The 18024-nt window shown below is 45.5% G+C and carries 15 protein-coding genes; 8 read left to right on the top strand and 7 right to left on the bottom strand.

What is annotated here, in order from left to right; all coding sequences use genetic code 11:
- Positions 1 to 303: 303 nt before the first annotated feature.
- The 5 genes from coaBC to QUB51_RS07140 form a co-directional block, all read right to left on the bottom strand.
- Positions 304 to 1503, bottom strand: coding sequence for a bifunctional phosphopantothenoylcysteine decarboxylase/phosphopantothenate--cysteine ligase CoaBC (gene coaBC, locus QUB51_RS07160; RefSeq protein ID WP_333259446.1), 1200 nt, complete (start codon positions 1501 to 1503; stop codon positions 304 to 306).
- Between the two features lie 255 nt (positions 1504 to 1758).
- A complete protein-coding gene (gene isiD, locus QUB51_RS07155; protein WP_006632739.1) occupies positions 1759 to 1971 on the bottom strand; it encodes a protein IsiD in 213 nt (70 codons plus the stop codon).
- Positions 1972 to 2016: 45 nt separating this feature from the next.
- Positions 2017 to 2640 carry an alpha/beta hydrolase gene (locus QUB51_RS07150; RefSeq protein ID WP_333057916.1) on the bottom strand — a complete coding sequence of 208 codons (624 nt, stop codon included), beginning with the start codon at positions 2638 to 2640 and terminating at the stop codon, positions 2017 to 2019.
- Positions 2641 to 3232: 592 nt separating this feature from the next.
- A complete protein-coding gene (locus QUB51_RS07145; protein WP_333259443.1) occupies positions 3233 to 5320 on the bottom strand; it encodes a CHASE domain-containing protein in 2088 nt (695 codons plus the stop codon).
- 477 nt (positions 5321 to 5797) lie between these two features.
- Positions 5798 to 7708 (bottom strand): ATP-binding protein, encoded by a 1911-nt coding sequence (locus tag QUB51_RS07140; RefSeq protein ID WP_333057914.1) that lies wholly within the window; start codon positions 7706 to 7708, stop codon positions 5798 to 5800.
- Between the two features lie 394 nt (positions 7709 to 8102).
- Here QUB51_RS07140 and QUB51_RS07135 point away from each other — a divergent pair, with 394 nt between their 5' ends.
- Entirely contained in the window at positions 8103 to 8300 is a 198-nt protein-coding gene (locus tag QUB51_RS07135; RefSeq protein WP_333057913.1) for a hypothetical protein, read from the top strand.
- Between the two features lie 344 nt (positions 8301 to 8644).
- Positions 8645 to 9490: a cyanophycinase gene (locus QUB51_RS07130; protein WP_333259440.1), complete on the top strand. Its 846-nt coding sequence runs from the start codon at positions 8645 to 8647 to the stop codon at positions 9488 to 9490.
- Positions 9491 to 9771: 281 nt separating this feature from the next.
- On the opposite strand, the gene QUB51_RS07125 is transcribed toward QUB51_RS07130, so the two are convergent.
- Positions 9772 to 10020 (bottom strand): hypothetical protein, encoded by a 249-nt coding sequence (locus QUB51_RS07125; protein ID WP_333145102.1) that lies wholly within the window; start codon positions 10018 to 10020, stop codon positions 9772 to 9774.
- A gap of 832 nt (positions 10021 to 10852) precedes the next feature.
- Here QUB51_RS07125 and QUB51_RS07120 point away from each other — a divergent pair.
- The 4 genes from QUB51_RS07120 to QUB51_RS07105 all read left to right on the top strand — a co-directional run bounded on the left by QUB51_RS07120 (position 10853) and on the right by QUB51_RS07105 (position 12859).
- The gene (locus tag QUB51_RS07120) at positions 10853 to 11272 is read left to right on the top strand and encodes an alpha-amylase family glycosyl hydrolase (protein WP_445243041.1); all 420 of its coding nucleotides are present in this window, start codon (positions 10853 to 10855) and stop codon (positions 11270 to 11272) included.
- 85 nt (positions 11273 to 11357) lie between these two features.
- Positions 11358 to 11687 (top strand): alpha amylase C-terminal domain-containing protein, encoded by a 330-nt coding sequence (locus tag QUB51_RS07115; RefSeq protein WP_333232980.1) that lies wholly within the window; start codon positions 11358 to 11360, stop codon positions 11685 to 11687.
- 265 nt (positions 11688 to 11952) lie between these two features.
- Entirely contained in the window at positions 11953 to 12330 is a 378-nt protein-coding gene (locus tag QUB51_RS07110) for a BON domain-containing protein (protein ID WP_333057018.1), read from the top strand.
- Positions 12331 to 12442: 112 nt separating this feature from the next.
- Complete coding sequence (locus tag QUB51_RS07105) at positions 12443 to 12859, top strand: DUF2294 domain-containing protein (protein WP_333057019.1); 417 nt, start codon at positions 12443 to 12445, stop codon at positions 12857 to 12859.
- Here QUB51_RS07105 and QUB51_RS07100 read toward each other — a convergent pair.
- Complete coding sequence (locus tag QUB51_RS07100; protein WP_333259437.1) at positions 12828 to 13286, bottom strand: response regulator; 459 nt, start codon at positions 13284 to 13286, stop codon at positions 12828 to 12830. The genes QUB51_RS07105 and QUB51_RS07100 overlap by 32 nt on opposite strands.
- 544 nt (positions 13287 to 13830) lie before the next feature.
- Between QUB51_RS07100 and QUB51_RS07095 the strand changes: the two genes are divergently transcribed.
- Both QUB51_RS07095 and QUB51_RS07090 read left to right on the top strand, forming a co-directional pair.
- Positions 13831 to 14634 carry a DUF2267 domain-containing protein gene (locus QUB51_RS07095; RefSeq protein ID WP_333259434.1) on the top strand — a complete coding sequence of 268 codons (804 nt, stop codon included), beginning with the start codon at positions 13831 to 13833 and terminating at the stop codon, positions 14632 to 14634.
- Between the two features lie 402 nt (positions 14635 to 15036).
- Positions 15037 to 17688, top strand: coding sequence for an EAL domain-containing protein (locus QUB51_RS07090; RefSeq protein ID WP_333259431.1), 2652 nt, complete (start codon positions 15037 to 15039; stop codon positions 17686 to 17688).
- Positions 17689 to 18024: the final 336 nt, after the last annotated feature.

Genomic DNA, 18024 nt, shown 5'->3' with positions numbered 1-18024 from the left:
TTGTAGGGGCGGGTTTTACCAACCATTTATGTTAGAAACCTACCATCTCCAAAACCCGCCCCCACAAGGCGACAAATATTTCATTTCGATCGCAGTAAAGGTTAATCTAGATTATCGGTTGTGTGGGGGCGGGTTTATATAAATTGTTTGCGGGTATTAAATATTATTGGTGAACCCGCCCCTACAGACATTTGTAGGGGCGGGTTTTACCAACCATTTATGTTAGAAACCTACCATCTCCAAAACCCGCCCCCACAAGGCGACAAATCCGCAATTGGTAATATCATCGCAGTTCGATCGCCCTCACCCTTTCATCACAAAATCAAACAATCGGTGAGCCATTTCTAGCTTGCTGCAAGGTGCTATTTCTACTTGCTTCCCGGCTGCATTAATTAATATTGCTTGATTGGTATTGCTGCCAAAACCTGCACCTATTCGATCGATCGGGTTGGCGGCAATTACATCCAGTTTCTTTGATCGCAATTTCTCCAAAGCCGGCTTGACAATATCCCCAGTTTGTGCTGCAAACCCGATTAATTTTTGGTGCGGCTGTTTCAATTTTCCCAACTCTGCCACAATATCCGCTACCGGTGCCAAAGGCAAACAATTCGGGAGCGATCGCTTCGGCAATTTCTCACTACTGTACTCAGCCGGCTTCACATCCGCTACCGCCGCCGCCATCACCGTCAAATCCGCATCGTGAAAGCATTGCAGCATCGCCTGCCGCATTTCTTCTGCACTCGCAACTGCGATCGCCCGCACACCTGAGAGCGGCAATTCGCCAGTTATACTGTGTACCAGCGTCACTGTCGCGCCGCGGTGCTGTGCAGCTTGCGCCAAAGCTATACCCATTTTGCCACTGGAAGGATTGCCGATAAACCGCACCGGATCGAGGTGTTCCCGCGTTCCTCCCGCACCGATCAACACCCGAAGGCCCGCTAAATCTCGATCGCCCTTGGCATACAACAGCGATTCAATATGAGGCAAAATCTCATAAGGTTCTGCCATACGGCCAACACCCGCGCGATCGCACGCCAGCATACCCGCCCCCGGATTCGCAGCATGATAGCGCCGATAACTCAAAACTTCCCGCCAATTCCGCTGCACCGTCGGCTGTTCCCACATATCCGTATTCATCGCCGGTGCCAGCAAAATTGGGCAATTAGAAGCTAAGACAGTATTAGTCAACAAATTATCAGCAAAACCCCCCGCCAACTTAGCCAAAGTATTAGCCGTCAGGGGAGCAATCACAAAAACTTCCGCCCATTCTCCCAGTTGAATATGCAGGGGGCGCCCGTGACTTGGTTGCCAAAAATCTTTGTCAGTAAAAGCAGGATGGCGGCACAGAGTAGCAAAAGTCAAAGGCGTTACAAACTCCCCGGCAGCATCAGTAAGAATAGCTTTAACTTCCGCTCCAGCTTTCGCTAAAGTTGAAACTACTTCGCAAACTTTGTAAGCCGCAATCCCGCCACTAACGCCGATTAAAATTCGTCTGCCTTTCATGTCATACCATTTTAGATTTTAGATTTTAGATTTTAGATTTTAATTTGGGAATGACTGATGAATACCAGGGTTGAGAGCTGGCCTACATTCACATTCTTTTTTGAAACTGGTGTCATTTTTCCATAAAAAAGAATCAAGAAAGAAATTAAGATAAAAACAGACTCAAATCTCTAATTCATCTGTTTAATCTGCAACAAAATATGCTGCTAACTTCTTCCTCAATTCCGTCGAAAATTTTGAGCTAGATTTTTCAGTCTATGCTTCGTCGTAGGCTTCCATATCCAGAAGGTGGAGATAAGGTTCAACCAGCTCCGGCCGCTGAAAAGCAAGCGATCGCAACAAATGCCAATCATTCAATCCCTCAAAAGGATCTGTATAATCGTCAACTTCCAAACGGACAGCCAATTCTGCCACGTCCTGAGAAGTAAGTACAGCAATATCGCGCGATGCTTTGGTTAAAGTTTTCATTTTTTTCCCCTGCCCGAGACTTCCGCCATACTATATACTAAACCTTTAATCAGATTTCGACACAGTTTCTACAACAAAACTTCGCATTACCTCTATAACTTCCGGCAGAATCTCGTGTCCCATGTTAAATTCTCGATACTGCACCGCAGCTCCCCAAGCCGTCAAACTCTCGCGCGATCGCACAGCAGCACTAACAGGCACAATAGTATCTTGAGTACCGTGTACGATTAAAACAGGTGGCAAAACACTCCCCGCAACTGGCGAAATCTGGTGTAAATAACCGCTCAGACAAATTAAACCAGCTAGGGGCAAAGTCAATCCCACATCTAGAGTCATCGCTCCGCCTTGAGAAAAGCCACTTAAAATCGTGCGAGACAAAGGCACGCCCGTGGTGCTTTCCAAAGACAGCAAAAATTCCCTCAGCAATTGCCGGCTTTCTACCAATCCCTGAGCGTCTTTGGTTTGAAGGTTATACCACGCTTTGCCACTCGTTACCTGGGGATGGGGAAAGGGGGCATAGGGAAACACAAACTGATAATCCGGCAAATTGAAAAAGGGTGCTAAGGAAGTCAAATCCCGAGCATTAGCACCCCATCCATGTAAAGCGACCATCAAAGCGACAGGTTTGCGATCCGTTGTGGGCGGTATGCTAATAGATTGTAAAGACATCGTAGTTAATAATTGGTAATCTGGCCTGGCTACAATTATAAATTGTTACGACGGGTAAAACCCCAGATATTTTTTTCGGCAATATTCCACTGAACTTACCACAGGTTTGCTAATAACTATAACAGTTGACAGTTGACAATTAACAGTTGACAGTTAACCGTTGAAAGTAGAGTGCTAAATCCGAAACTTTCCCAAGTAAAATGCGGAGATTTTACGTTTTATAAACAGGAATTAGGGAGCATCTCATATTTGTAAAAACACTTCTTCTGGCTCCTTCCTTCTGGCTCCTTCCTTCTGCCTCTTTCCTCCTGCCTCCTGCCTTCTGCCCCCTGCCCCCTCCTGCCTTCTGCCCCCTGCCCCCTGCCCCCTCCTGCCTTCTGTCTCCAATTTATAGCTGGGCTGCTTTCATTGAGATGCTCCCAGCAAGACTCCGCTAGAAGCGAGATTTGTTCCGCTAATTCCAATTGACCGAAAGCATCCAGGATACAAGCCCCCAGATTAATTAATGAAGAAATAAAAAACCTGTATCCGATGAAACTTGCCCCCCCGAATCTATCTCGCGCAAGTCAATCTAAAATCTAAAATCTAAAATCTAAAATCGATTGACACCTACCGCAGGTAAAACCTTAGAAATAGATTGCTTAGACTGTTGTCGCACCGGCACCTCAATCCAGAATTCAGTTCCCTCCCCCGGAGCCGACACGCACCTGAGCGAACCTTGATGTTTGTCCACTATTTGATAGCAGATAGACAATCCCAAGCCAGTACCTTGGCCTACAGGCTTGGTAGTAAAAAACGGATCAAACAAACGTTTTTTGACATTCTCCGTCATGCCCGTTCCATTGTCAGCAATTCGCACGCATACACAATTAGAACTTAAAAGTTCAGTGCGAATCCGAATAGTAGGTAAAAAGGCAGAATTCGAGGCGTTGTTTTCGAGCTTTTTTTGATTTTCTGCATCAGATAAAACATCAATAGCATTGCTCAAAATATTCATAAATACCTGATTCAATTGTCCCGCCCAGCACTCCACCAATGGCAATTTTCCGTATTCTTTGATAAGTTTAATGCCCGGAAAACCAGGTTGGGGTTTCAGCCGACTATCCAAAATCATCAAGGTGCTGTCAATGCCTTGGTGAATGTTAACCGACTTCTTTTCAGCTTCATCCAAGCGCGAAAAATTACGCAGAGAAAGCACGATCTGGCTGATCCGTTCAGCTCCCATATTCATAGATTTTAGGATTTTAGGCAAGTCTTCACTGATAAAATCCAAATCAATATCTTTTAGTTTCGCTTGCACTTCGGGCGTTGGGTTGGGATATTGCTGCTGGTATATTTCCACAAGTTCCAGCAAGTCTCTAGTATATGCGCCTGTATGGATCAGGTTGCCAGAGATGAAGTTGACAGGATTGTTAATTTCGTGGGCAACTCCAGCCACCAACTGCCCCAGGCTGGACATTTTTTCAGTTTGGATTAGTTTAAATTGAGCTTCCTGCAAATTTTTTAGTGCTGTTTCTAGTTCAGCGGTGCGCTGTTTTAGTTGAATTGTACGATCGTACACTTGCTGTTCTACTTTTGCAGTACGTTCTAGAGACATCAACAGGTAAATCGTCAAGCTGCCAGTCATCAATAGCCCGATCGCCCCAATGGCCAGCGAACCCTGATGCGTCCTCAGACTGTTGTACCCCTTCCCTGGCAAAACTAGCAGCCTCCACTGGCGGTCTGCTACGTTAAATAGGCGAGTGCAAGCACTAGGATTTTTACAGATTTTTCCCCGCAGATTAGCTAACTCTGGCTTTTCGTGTTTTGGGTTATCTATCAACTGCTTAGCTTGTGAGTCGTAGCGCACCAGAAAGTGTTCTTTCTCTATAGCAGAGTTGTCATAGAGGTAAAAATTAATCTTGTCTAAATTCAGCGATTCTAAAGAGGAATCGACCATACTCGTGATCTGAAACAGACCCGCAATCACTCCCATGAGGTTTTGGCGGCCGTTGACCGAATTATCTGGAGAATTTGTGGGGCGGGGTACTGGTAGAAATACTTGCAATCCTGGTTGATTGTTGCTGACTAATCTAATCCGCGCGGAAGCCGCTATTTTCCCGGTATTCGCCGACTTCTCTAAAGCTGTTTTGCGATCGGGGCTGGAGGCAACATCAAAACCGATCACTTTGTTATCTTCTTCTAATGCTTCTCTGTAAATAATAGGAAAGTATTCCGATCGCACTTTTGCTTTGACCTGCTTTTTGTCAGGAGTTCGTTCGTAAATTTGAAATGCCGGAAAATCTTCGGCTCGAATTGTCTTTTCGTAAGCTGCTTTTTGGGCAGCAGGCACGCGCCGAATCCAGTTAACAGAATGTATAGCAGTATTTCGGGCAAGTGCAGGTTGAGCGAATTGCTTAAAATCTTGTCGGCTAACTTCAGTAGACGCCCTGTAGAATGCTTCCAGTGAGTACAGAACTTCTAAATTTTTGTTGATGCTTTGCTGCAAAGTCACATTCAGGCGATCGGCTTGCTGATGAAATTCCGCTTGCATTCGTTGGTGTTCCGAATGCCACACAACGGCTGCGGCTGCCAAGGACAAACTCGTACCTGTGCAAAGAGTCAGCGCTGCTGGAATGTAGCGACGGTGCGACTGTAAACTTTCGGTCAGCGAATTAAACCAATTGCTCGCAAAATTCATATTTCCACACCTTCTGCCACCGAAGTGCTATTTTTTAAAGACTTGTAAAAGTCCTTGATAGCACGATCGACAGCCGACAAACAAGATTGTCTAAAAACTTACGATCGCAGAAATAGAACTTACCTTGAGAAACCCAATTTCTACGAAAATATTAATGTGTAACGAGAAAGTTGGGAAGAAACCCGGTTTCTTCCGAATAGTCCATCCACTAAGCTGTTGCGCGTTTAAATTGCATATTCGGGACGGGCTCGCGTGCCCATCCCACAATAATTTGAGTGATTTTTGACACACAATTTAAATGGAGAACAGCTTACTGAGGAATTAAAACCAATTGTAACTAAGTGTAACGAAGTCAGTTCCCATCTCGGCGCTCCCAAGTTCCTGCCCCGGAAGAACCCGGGAACAAGAAAAAGCCTCGATCTGGTGGGGCGGGTACTCAATACCCGCCCCACAAAGCCAACTTAAAGGTGGAACCGCTTACAAAACAGTCCCTATTTCCTTCAAATAAACCCGTGTAAACGGTTCATCATCCCCCAGAGTATACTGTTCGATCAATCCTTGGCGGCGAATAGAAATACTATTTCCTTCCCTCATCACAACAGTATCGTCATCAGTGCTTTCTCTGACCAACATCATCTCAGTTTCCCCCGGATTGTCCAGCACCACCATATTGCTGCCCCGATAAAACATTCCCTCAGCTTCCAAAATATCTTCGGGATATTCAGCAATTAACAAATCGAGCTTGGGATTCCGCAGCAAACTTTGCAAGTTCAGATGGTAATTCTTATTCAAAACTTTTTCAGAACGGTTAACAAAAAGTCCACCGCGACAAACAGCACCGATTGTCCAATCGGGATGCTGCAACAGAACATGGTCGATGGTTTCTTGTAGGTCATGTACCGAAATTCTGTTGAAAGTAATAATCGGAATTCTGGCTAATTTTCCCGATTCAAAGAAAGTTTCGATAATATGGGAAGGTACATCAACTCCTTCGCCGACAGCAGGGTTAAGGTGCATAAAAATTCCCGGCGCGGCATTGATCTCGATAATCCCAAAATTCCCGGTTTTCCAAGATTTGGCGAGAGTTTCTGTTACCACATCAATTCCCAAACAAGTTAACCGAAAATGTAGGGCGATATCTTGAGCTAAAACAATGTTATCCGGGTGAATATTGCGGGTAGCATCGATGCTGACGCCGCCTGCGGAAAGATTAGCGACTTTGCGTAGAGACACAGTGCGATCGCGACTTAGTACACTATCTAATGACAGCCCTTGTTCTTCCAGATACATTTCCATCGCTTCGTCGGACTGAATTTTGCTCATCGCCGAAGTAGGCGTATCCAAACGTTCTGGTTTGCGGTTTTCACGGCGGATCAATTCGCGAATTGTTGAGTCGCCATCACCTGTTACCGAAGCGGGCCGGCGTTCAGTTGCCGAAACAAATTTGCCGTCAACGCACAGCAGCCTAAAATCCGATCCTTTGATGCTGTTTTCCACAATTACTCGCACCGGATCTGTTTCGGGAATTGCCTTAACTGCTCTTTTAAAAGCCGCCTGCAATTCCTCACCATCTCGGACATCTGCTGTGACGCCAATTCCTTTATGACCGACTACGGGTTTGATAGCAACTGGGTAGCCAATTTCTCTAGCAACTGCCAGAGCTCCGTTTTCTGTGGAGACGATATCGCCTTGGGGAACAGGAAATCCTAATGTAGCGAGAAAAGCTTTACAATCGTCTTTGCGCGTGGTAAAATCTGAGTCTAAATGGCTGTCAGAATCAAAAGTAGTTGCAGAGCCACGAACCAGTTTTTTACCGTACCCATATTGCATTAGTCCTTCATCCCACAAATAAAATGTGGGAATGCCTTTTTGGGATGCCGATCGCATTAACGAATAAACTGTCGGCCCTCCGTAAACTGACTGCCGGAACATATTTTGCAGCGCGCCCATTTGTGCTTCTAAGGGAAAGTCTTGATTTTGATTAATGGCTTCAAACCAATCCCAAACTGCGTAAACTACGGCTCTGGCGGTGCGGGCGTGAAGTGCTTCTATGCTGATTCTGTTAAAGTAAGAAAATGGCTTGATGTTCCAGTGTTGGAAGTGCAAACCCATGTCGAGTTTTGCTAGTTCTGAGGCGGTACGACCGAACAGTTGGGCATGGTTCGAGAAAGTTTCGTGCAGCAGTTGCGGGTAGCGATCGCTAATAATTGTATGGTAATGTGCGATCGGCAAAGGTTCGCTCCCCCCCGTCACCGCTAAATCAAAAACTAAAGCCGCGGTGTCTAAATAAGGGTTGGGCCCGATATAGTGTTTGAAGTTGAACACATCGAAAATATCGGTTTTTCGAGCATTGACGCGCGCTGTTTCTGTGCTTTTTTCTTGCAGCATTTTCTAACCTCCTTTGAGCTAATTTTTTACGGTAACTTTATAGTTGGTGCAGGGGATACTACCTGGGGGCATAGATATTCCAGCAGTCAGACAAATACTCCGACCAATTCTGCCTTCAGTATTGCCCAATAGGGGGATTGGGAGAGATGGGGGGATGGGGAGAGGGGGAGTGGGTGAGAGTAGGAAAGTATTCCTTCTTCCTTTAACATCTGACTAAGTATAGATGACTAAGCATTGATAACTAAGCATTGATAACTAAGCACTTATGACTAAGCACTTATGACTAATGACTACTTCTTTCCCCCCTCCCAAAAAAAGCTATAACTTTTGAGAGGTACACTGTGTACTTATAATTGTTTATGACAGTGAAAGAAAATTTAAGAGGCAGCAAATTATGAAGATCGCACAAACTGCTCTCAGAGAAAAAGTTCACCACTTAGCTGAGGAAGCATTTCACCGGAAGCTAATTTCTGGCTACGGCGATGGTCAAAACAGCAACGAATATCAGATTGTCTGGAACGGCAAACCCAGACACCTACCTTTAGAACGGGCGAGTACCATATTGAGCAATTTGATCGATCGATCCCACTAACGAGCGATCGGACTAATTAAGGACTTACGCTCATCAACCGGATTTCTACGAGCAATCAGAGGAGGATTAGCGAAGCATCGGATCAGAAACCGGATCGATCACCGCGCGCGCGTGGGCCCTGTAGTTTAAGCTCATTTCTTGACCCCTCCTATCTCCTGTTAGGGGGGGTAAGTTTGTTTTGTCGATCGTCGAAGATCGGTAAACTCCCATATCACCCTTGCTGTGTGCGTTCTAAAGTGGTAAAAGTCTGAGCTTTTTTTGTATCTATATATACCTTTTGGCAGTTTTCGGAAAAAATAAGTTTGTGTTTTAGTGAAATTAAATAAATTAAAAGTAGAGATAATATGGCGAGCAACGAAGTTCAGGGGAAGTTGCTAATTATTGGTGGCGCGGAAGACAAAGAGGGGGACTGCAAAATTCTGCGGGAATTCTTGCGGTGCGCCGGAGGCACTAAAGCCCACATTGCGATCATGACTGCTGCCACTAGCCTGCCGGGAGAAGTAGGAGATAATTACATCCGAGTGTTTGAGCGACTTGGCGCTGAAGATGTGCGAGTTGTTGACACCCAGAAACCGGAAGATGCCAACAATCCAGATTATTTAGAAGCGATCGAACAAGCCACCGGCATATTCTTTACCGGCGGAGAGCAAGCGCGGATTATTAGCTGCTTGAAAGACACCATACTCGACGCAGCTATGCACAAACGCTTCTCTGAAGGTATTATCATTGGTGGCACCAGTGCCGGCGCGGCGATGATGCCAGACGTGATGATTATTGAAGGAGACTCGGAGACAAATCCCCGCGTTGATGTGGTAGCAATGGGGCCGGGAATGGGTTTCCTTCCAGGAGTTGTCATCGACCAACATTTCGCCCAGCGAGGTCGTCTGGGACGCTTAGTTTCCGCACTCTTGCTGCAACCTGCCGTGTTGGGATTTGGTATTGACGAAAATACAGCTATTTTAGTCCACGGTGACGAGTTGGAAGTCATTGGCGAAAACTCTGTAACTGTCATCGACTCGTCTGAACAACTCCACGACAATCTGGAGGGACTGTTGAAGGATGAGGCTTTGGCGATTTGCGGGGCCAAGTTGCACATCCTCCCCCACGGATACCGGTTTAACTTGAAAACTCACCAGCCGGTGCTCCATAACGTAGCAATTACAGGAGAGAGAGAAAGGGCGATCGCCTAATTTACTTGCAACTGGCAAACATCTCAAAATTATGTAAGGTGAGCACTGCACACCTTACCCCTTCTACCAAGTAGGATGGTTAAAAACCCAGTTTCTGTATCCAAAAATGGCGTTGCTTAATTGGGGTATGAAATTTGTAGGGGCAATCCCCCCGTGGTTGCCCCACCGCTGACTTAGAATTACTTCATCAGGCAAAATCATACTTGAATTCAGCAGCACCCCAAAAATAATAAAAAGAAGAGGATTTTACCTCTTCTTTTATTGCTGCGGTTTCGGGTTTTTTAAGCACTTTTCTGTTCGCCAAAAATCGACTGCTGCCCTTCTGCGGTCGATATTAAATTCCACCCTTGAGTTCTCAGCTTCTGATATGTTGCCCATCCCTTAGAACCGCCCGGTTCCCGGTAGTCGGATACAGCGAACTGCGGAAAAGCTGTATAAGGCCGCCACCCTTGACGGGCATCGGTGCGTAAGTGCAATATCTTTTCTCCATTGCGTCCCAATCTGGGCAACCAACACATTTGTTTTAGCATTTTTAACACTCCAGAGTTTTACAGTAACGGTAATTCGCCAACATCCCACATTAAACTTTTAGAGCCTTAGAGCCACTGCTCGGAATATCTAACGGGTAATAGGGACGAATGAGATTTTCACCAATTACCAATTACTGAGGTAGCAGCAGTCGTTAAAGCTGATGAAAGGTTCTACAAAGTTTGCAAGTCAAAAACTATAAAACAAGTGATGCCAAGACATAAGCAAAAATAATTATTGCTATTCTCTGCTCAAACTTGACTTAACGTCGCGGGAAAACCGAGTTGAATAAAAGATTCATGGTTCTGGTTTCCCTTGCCCTATAATTACAAGCTCATCCTCCCTGTTTCCGCATAAAATGACATCTTTCTACGGTATTATTCCTGTCCGCTAAAAAATGTTTCTTTAGTTACAAATTTTAAATATTCACCACGATTTATCTAGTTATCAAAAGTTAAATTACTTTTCATACAATACTTCGGACAGTTTTTGATAGACAACCGTAGAATAAGGGTTTCAAGGCTCCAAGGCACGTTCGCTACCAACGGAAAATCTAGGGTTTCAGACTACCAACTCAAAGCAGTCCGGACTATTTTTCATAAATAGCACTTAATAATGTTTAGTTACTTTAACTACATTTTTGATTAAAATCAGGTTTCCGGGTGTCTAGGGGCGCACCTTACTCGCTAGGGTTCGCACTACTAAATCCTCCGGGTGCGCCCCCAAGCACCTTACAACATAAGACTTACAGGTTTAACTCTTAAGAACGATGGCGACAGATTTGCAAAATTGTAAAAATCAATACTAATCACACTTATAAATGCGATCGAACTAATGCCAGTTAATGAATATCCGGGCGATTATAGCTGGGGCTACAAAGTCCGCGATTTCTTTGCTGTAGAGTCCAGCTACGGTGAAACCGCAGATTTGAAGCAATTGATTGACGAGTGCCACGGACGGGGCATTCGGGTGATTCTGGACGGGATTTACAACCACTGCGATGAAGATTGTCCCTTATTGCTAGTCGATCGCAATTATTGGTACTACCGCGACAAACACTATCCCGAATATCCGGCTAACTACTGGATCCCGGAGTTTAACTACGAAAATTTCGACCCAAAACTCGGCATTCGTCTCGCTTGGAAATTCATCGGCGATGTTGTTAATTTCTGGAGTGCAAGAATATCATATCGAAATTTCTTACACTGGATAACTCATGAAGCGAAAAAAACCGCCGGCGACAAGCCATTCTAGAACATAGCAGAACACATTCCCGAAATTCCCGAACTCATCGCTTCGGCAAACTCCCAACCAGCCGCATAAACTGCAATGGTATTTGTTGAAAAATCCGCCCAATCATGAGTTGTTGCAATACTACAAACACGTGATTCGGCTGCGGCAAGATTTGCCTGCACTTTATACCGAAAATATTGAATTCATCCACGAAAATCCAGAAGCCAAAGTGCTGGTTTATTACCGCTGGAGCGATGAGGGAACGCGGGCAGTAGTTGTGGCTAATTTTTCGGATACTTATCTATCTGGTAACAGCATTCCTAACTTTCCGGCGGCAGGAAGTTGGCACGAGTGGATGTCTAACAAAATAGTAGAAGTTGGGGAAGAAGGGTTTAAGTTTGATTTGTCGGAATGGTCAGCGCAAGTATTTGTTTGAGAGCCGGAGAATTATGTCTCCAGGCAGATGATCGGCGCAGTTGTACAACAGTAAATTGTATTTAGGACGGGCGCACCAAGCTCAACAAACCGGGTTTTTCTACCTAGGTGGATGGCTGTAACGATACTTTTTTGTAAAAAAACTCGGTTTCTGCATCCAAGAGTGCGATCGTAATTCCTGGTATTGAGAATAACAATTACAGGGTGACGTGCCAATCGCGAATTAACAGGTCAATAAACACAAACTTTGTCGGAGGAAAAACTCTATGGGCTGGTTAAAAAGATTGTTTGGTTTAGAAAAAAAAGAAAATCAAGAAACTGTTGACGCTCCTGCTTACCAAGCACCTGTAGCTCAAGCTCAAGCTCAAGCTCAACCTGCTGCGAGCGCTCAGACAATCCCGCCGGAACGCATGGGCTTGAACGGAGAATACGATCAAAGCGGTTTAGCTAAACGGGTAGCTCAGGCTTTCGATGCAAATCCCGATGTTGCGGATATTGAGACTGTTTATGTGGCTCAACTTGGCTCTACTGTGGTTCTCAAAGGTACAGTTCCCAGTCAGGAAATTGTCAACAAATTGGTGACAATTGCTAAAGGCGTTAAGGGTGCAACTGGGGTGGAAACTAATCAAGTTACTGTCGGCTAAAGCGACTTTATTTCTAACAGTTAGCAGTTGACTGTTAGCAGTAGTTAAGTTTACTGTAACTGTTAACTGCTGCTAACAGTATTTTTTATCTATCATGGTGTCAATAAAAAATATGACAGGGGAAACCTTAGAACCTACTCGTGGTAAATTAGAACGGACTCTTTCGCAGGGAATTCAAGCTTTGTACCGCTCTCAACTCGGACACCCAACGAGTCAGGCGCTGTGCAATCTTTTGGATAACAAATTGATAATTGTTGTCGAAAATGGGCTTACTCAACCCGAAAAACTGCTGGCTCAGAACGGTCAGCAAGATTTGGCCTTGCAGGTACGGACAGAATTAGAATCACTTCTGGAATTGCCACTGAAAGAATTAATCCAAAAGGTTTTGGGCGTGGGAGTCACTGATTTGCTCCGCGATGCGACCTTGGAGACAGGCCGCACTGGAACGATCGCAATTTTGGACTCTGCACCTCAAGTTCGTGATTCTAACTATAAATCTAAAACTCAACCAAAAGCATTGGAGAGTTGAGGTGCTGGCGGATAACTGTTTCTAAATCTTTGATGTTAAAAGGTTTGGAAAGGTATTCCACGCAGCCTGCTTGAAGAATTCGAGCACGGTCTTCTGGTTTTGCTAGTGCTGTGACAGCAACAATCGGAATATGTCTGATCTCGGGGTTTTGTTGGGCGCGCTTTACTACTTCCATACCGTCTATATCCGGCAGGCAAATGTCGAGTACGATTAGGTCGGGCTGTCGATCGACTGCTGCGGAAAGAGCTGCGTACCCGTCAACTGCTCCCACGCACTCGCAGCCGAATAAATCGAGTATTTGTGTCAGCAGCTCTAAGTTGTCAGGATTGTCGTCTACCGCCAACACTAAAGGACGCTTTTCAACCGGGGGTTGACCGCTAATGAGAGACGAGGATTCCAATTTATTGTTCCAATTAGGGTAGTTCATAAATGCCGATCGCAACGATCAAAAAATTTGTTACCGAGGCATTCTTCAAGTGGCGCTGCGGCACTTGACACAGATTGGCTCGTATTTTTAGCTCTCCCATGACCAGTTTTTGGTCTAACCCGATACAATATCGCTACAAGCTGCGGGCAAAACGACCGCAGTTGATTGATTCCATAGCATCTGCTTAATTCTACCTCTCCCAGCGCCAATTACCAACTGAGGCCCTCTTGGTGCGTCAGCCATGGTAAAAATACGCAATAAATACGAAAACTCTTACCAATAAAGCATTCTCGCTTAATAGCATTGAAGAGTGGCGACAGCTTCTTCGGATATTAACCACATTAAACATGGGTTTCCCTACCTGGATCTACCTAAAGGAATATTCTAACCGTTACTTTATTTGAATAACTTACACCTGCTGAGAGATACTTGATTACTCTACTTTAGACTTCAATGTTTTTAAGTAGTAATAATCACAATTTAAGCCAGTAAAAAAAATCATTTTTTACCTGAGCTTTACCGGATATTAACCTAGGAGGTTTTAATGACAATTCCAATCAGAGACGACCTGACTTACATTTTGCTCAAAAAGATTGACAGCGGCAACGGCAGGGGAGAGTCAGAAATTAGGAACGCAGCGGAAGAATATGTCGGTCACCCGGTGGCGGAAGCGGAATTGCTCGGTCATTTGGACTACCTCAACCAAAGGGAATTTATCAAAGCTCAGTTTAGTGGCGAGCCTTATGGAGGAGCTGAGTTAGTGCCGCCTTTAGTGGCATTTCAAGAAGCTGACTTAACAGACAAAGGTCGCAAACTGTTACACAAAATGGAGACTAATCCTCCGACCTCGCTCCACCACGAAGGATCGGCAGTTCCTATCGCTTCAAAGGATATGCCGTTTTTGGAAAAAGTGATGGTAAACGGTAACATGGAGGATATTTTTGATGCCCGCGACATTACCGAAGTAGTGTACCGGGTCATGCGCGATGTGATGACAAAAGACGCCATCGAGCACGTGGAATCTGAATTGCACAAAGAAGTTTTGCCTACGGATGACAAAACCCTGCAACAAGAAATAGCAGACCTCTGGAAAGATACCAATCCGCTGGTGGGATTGCTCAGCCGGATACGTCAGCCTTTGACCGGCCCGCCTGCACCTGCGGGGATCGATGGCAATTTGTTTGCACGGAGGGTGGAACTAGAAGGCGCCCTTCCTTCGGGAGTAAAACCGGAAACTGCGATCGCGGCTGTATTTTCGGCAACAAAGGATGAGCTGTCCCAGGAGCGAATTCAGGAAATAGCTGGCTTTTTGCCGGACAGAATTCGGGAAATTTGGGACGCGGCTTAATGAGGCCTTTTAAAGTATAAATACTTACTAGCCGGTTTGAGCAATCAGTATTCTCCCTCCAGAGGGCAGAATACTGGTTGCTCAAATCGGTTTCTCTATACTTTTTGTGTTGTAGCTCTGCAATTGCTTTGTAGTGAGGACTTGAGTCCTGATTCAACTCGATCGAACTTTCGTCCTCACTAATTGTCCGATCGCTCTTGCCTTGCCTTGTAAGTGCTGTGAAAAACCCGGTTTATCACCCGAATTTGTCTAAAAACCAGAAATATCCCCAGAAACCGAGTTTCGCGCTCTGGGGTAGGGTCAAGCCCCTAGACGGCGCGAAAGTATTGTATTGTATAATACAGGGCAAGTTAAGACTGTGGCTCGCAAAAATGCTGTCAACAGCCCGGGAGATCAAAAGGCATGACTCGCACCAAAGTTACACAAATGTCACGATCGACTTTAGAACAAGAGATTTTACTCAATCGAATTACCAATCGCATCCGCAACTCTTTAGAACTGCAAGAGATTTTGACGACAACTGCGCGAGAAATCCGCAGCTTTTTAGAGAGCGATCGAGTAAAAGTTTATCGCTTTGAGGCCGACGGTAGCGGTGAGGTAATTGCTGAGTCGATCAACGGCGACAAGTTGCCATCGATGCTGGGTTTGCGCTTTCCACCAGGCGACATTCCCCATAGTGCTCGGGAAATGTTTCTCAAAGCGCGGCAGCGAGTGATTGTAGATGTGGAATTGAAGCATCAAACAATTAATAGGTTAGATTGTCCCGACACCGGCCAAACTTTAGCAGTTGAAGATATTAGCTATCGTCCTGTAGACCCCTGTCACGCTGAATATCTGAAGGCTATGGGGGCACGTTCTTCTCTGACAGTGCCGATTTTGCATCAAAATCACCTTTGGGGGCTGTTGGTGTCTCACCATAGCCAACCGAAACGGTTTAGCGATCGAGAATTGAAAATGGTGCAGTTGCTTGTGGATCAACTTTCAATTGCGATCGCCCAATCTTTTCTGCTGAGTCAAGCTAGACAGCAAGCGCGTGACGAAGCCGTTATCAACCAAATTACCAGTTTGCTGCATTCTCCTCTGGAACTCAACGAAATTCGGAAAGCAGTTCTCGAACAAACTGTCAAGCATTTGCGTGGTTCAGGAGGGCGACTCTACATTGCAGCCGAGTTTGGCGATCGACCCGCTTTGCTTTATACCTGTGGCCAGCAGCCCGCGGACATCGACCTGGAACTCAGCCCATTTTGGCAGCAGATTATGGGGAGGGCAAACCAAGACGATCGATCACAAACTGCTAACCATACAAGCCAATTAGGTATTTTTGAAAATCTCTATTCCCAGCATTACAGCTCAATTGACACCAATATTTCCAGTTTGCTCGTACCGCACTTGTACGCGATTTCCGATATTTCTAAAGAACCTCAACTCAAATCTGTATCTGCCAATTTAGTCGCAGCTTCCATTCGATCATTTTTGGCAGTACCGCTGCAATATCGCCAACAGTGCATCGGCTGTCTCACCGTTTTTCGCAGCCCTATACAAACCGAAATTTTGTGGGCGGGCCGTTGCAGTTCGGACGCCCGGAACGATCGTCCCCGACAATCCTTTGCAGCTTGGAAAGAAATCAAAACAGGCGAAGCTCAAAAGTGGACTAGCGAAGAACAGAAGCTAGCACAATCTTTAGGAACTCACCTGTACATGGCTGTAATGCAGAGGCGCGTCGAGGCGATGATCCGACATCAAGCTTCTCACGACCCATTAACGGGTTTACCTAATAGATTACTGTTTAATGAAAGGCTGTCTTTGGCTTTAGCTAGCGCTCACCAAAATGGAGAAATGCTGGCGGTAATCTTTCTAGATTTAGATAGATTTAAAAATGTTAACGATACTCTCGGTCATCCAGTGGGCGATTTGTTGCTGCAAAGTGTATCTCGGCGTTTGACTAACTGTTTGCGCGTGGGGGATTCGATGGCTCGTTGGGGCGGAGATGAATTTACTGTGCTGCTGTACAATATCAACACCCCAGAGGAAGCAACTAAGATTTGCCAGCTAATTATCCAGAGTTTAAGCACTCCTTTTGATTTTGAGGGTTTGGAACTTTATATTAAGGCTAGCTTGGGAATTGCTTTGGCTCCTTACGACGGAGAAGATGCAGAAACTTTGCTGAAAAATGCTGATGCTGCGATGTACAAAGCTAAACAGAAAGGTCGCAATAATTATCAGTTTTACACGCAGGCGATCGGCAGTAAAGTCTCCGAGGATCTTAACTTAGAAAATCATCTTTACAAAGCTCTAAAAAATTCAGAATTTGTCCTGCACTATCAACCGCAAATAAACTTAAATACTGGCAAAATAGTGGGCATGGAAGCTCTGATTCGCTGGCAGCATCCCGAACGCGGTTTGATTCCTCCCGATCGATTTATTCCCTTAGCTGAGGAAACAGGATTAATCTGCCAAATTGACGAATGGGTGATGCGGACTGCTTGCTTGCAAAATCGAGCGTGGCAGTTACTGGGATTGCCGCCGATGCGGATAGCAGTGAATTTATCAGCCCGCCAGTTTCTGCAACCTCACACGGTACAAACCATCGCTGAAATTTTATCAGAAACCAAGTTAAATCCCGAATATTTAGAAATAGAAATTACCGAGAGCATTGCCATGACAGATGTGAGCTTTACGGTGTCGGTATTGCAGCAGTTGCAGGACATGGGAATTAACATTTCTCTGGACGATTTTGGCACCGGTTATTCTTCGCTGTGGTCTCTGAAAAACTTTCCCCTCAATAATTTAAAAATAGACAAATCTTTCGTGGCCGATTTGGTGACTGGCAGCAGCGGTGCTACTATTGTGAAACTGGCGATCGCCTTGGGACAGGGCCTGAATTTACAGGTGATTGCTGAGGGTGTGGAAACAGCAGAACAGTTGGCGTTTTTGCGATCGCATCAGTGCGATATCGGTCAGGGTTACTTCTTTAGCAAACCAATACCGGCGGCGGCCATCACCCAATTGTGCTTAGAAAATCAATCGGGGAACAAACAAAAGCTTCTCTTTTGAGCGATATCTGATAGGGACAAACGCTTTCGCCGTTTCCGGCGCGGGGAGTAGGACACGGCGCCATGCCCATAGGTGTCAACTTAGCGTTAAACCCGCACTCCGGCAGTCCGGCAGGGGTTGAAACCCCTGCCTCAAAGCCGAAGTCCTCTGAAGAGGACTGAAAAACTCATTAGTCCTCATAGCGAGGACTTCAGCTATTAGACAGGGACTTCAGTCCCTGGCGGACTGCCGGGTGGGAGGACTGGCGGACTGATAGATTAAGTTGACACGACGAAAGGCAGTGCCCTTTCCTACATAATGATTATTTTGGGCTAGGGAAACGGCGAAAGCCTTTGT

It is taken from the genome of Microcoleus sp. AT8-A3, assembly GCF_036705675.1.
Lineage (GTDB): Bacteria > Cyanobacteriota > Cyanobacteriia > Cyanobacteriales > Microcoleaceae > Microcoleus.
This window is presented reverse-complemented; position numbering and strand designations above follow the sequence as displayed.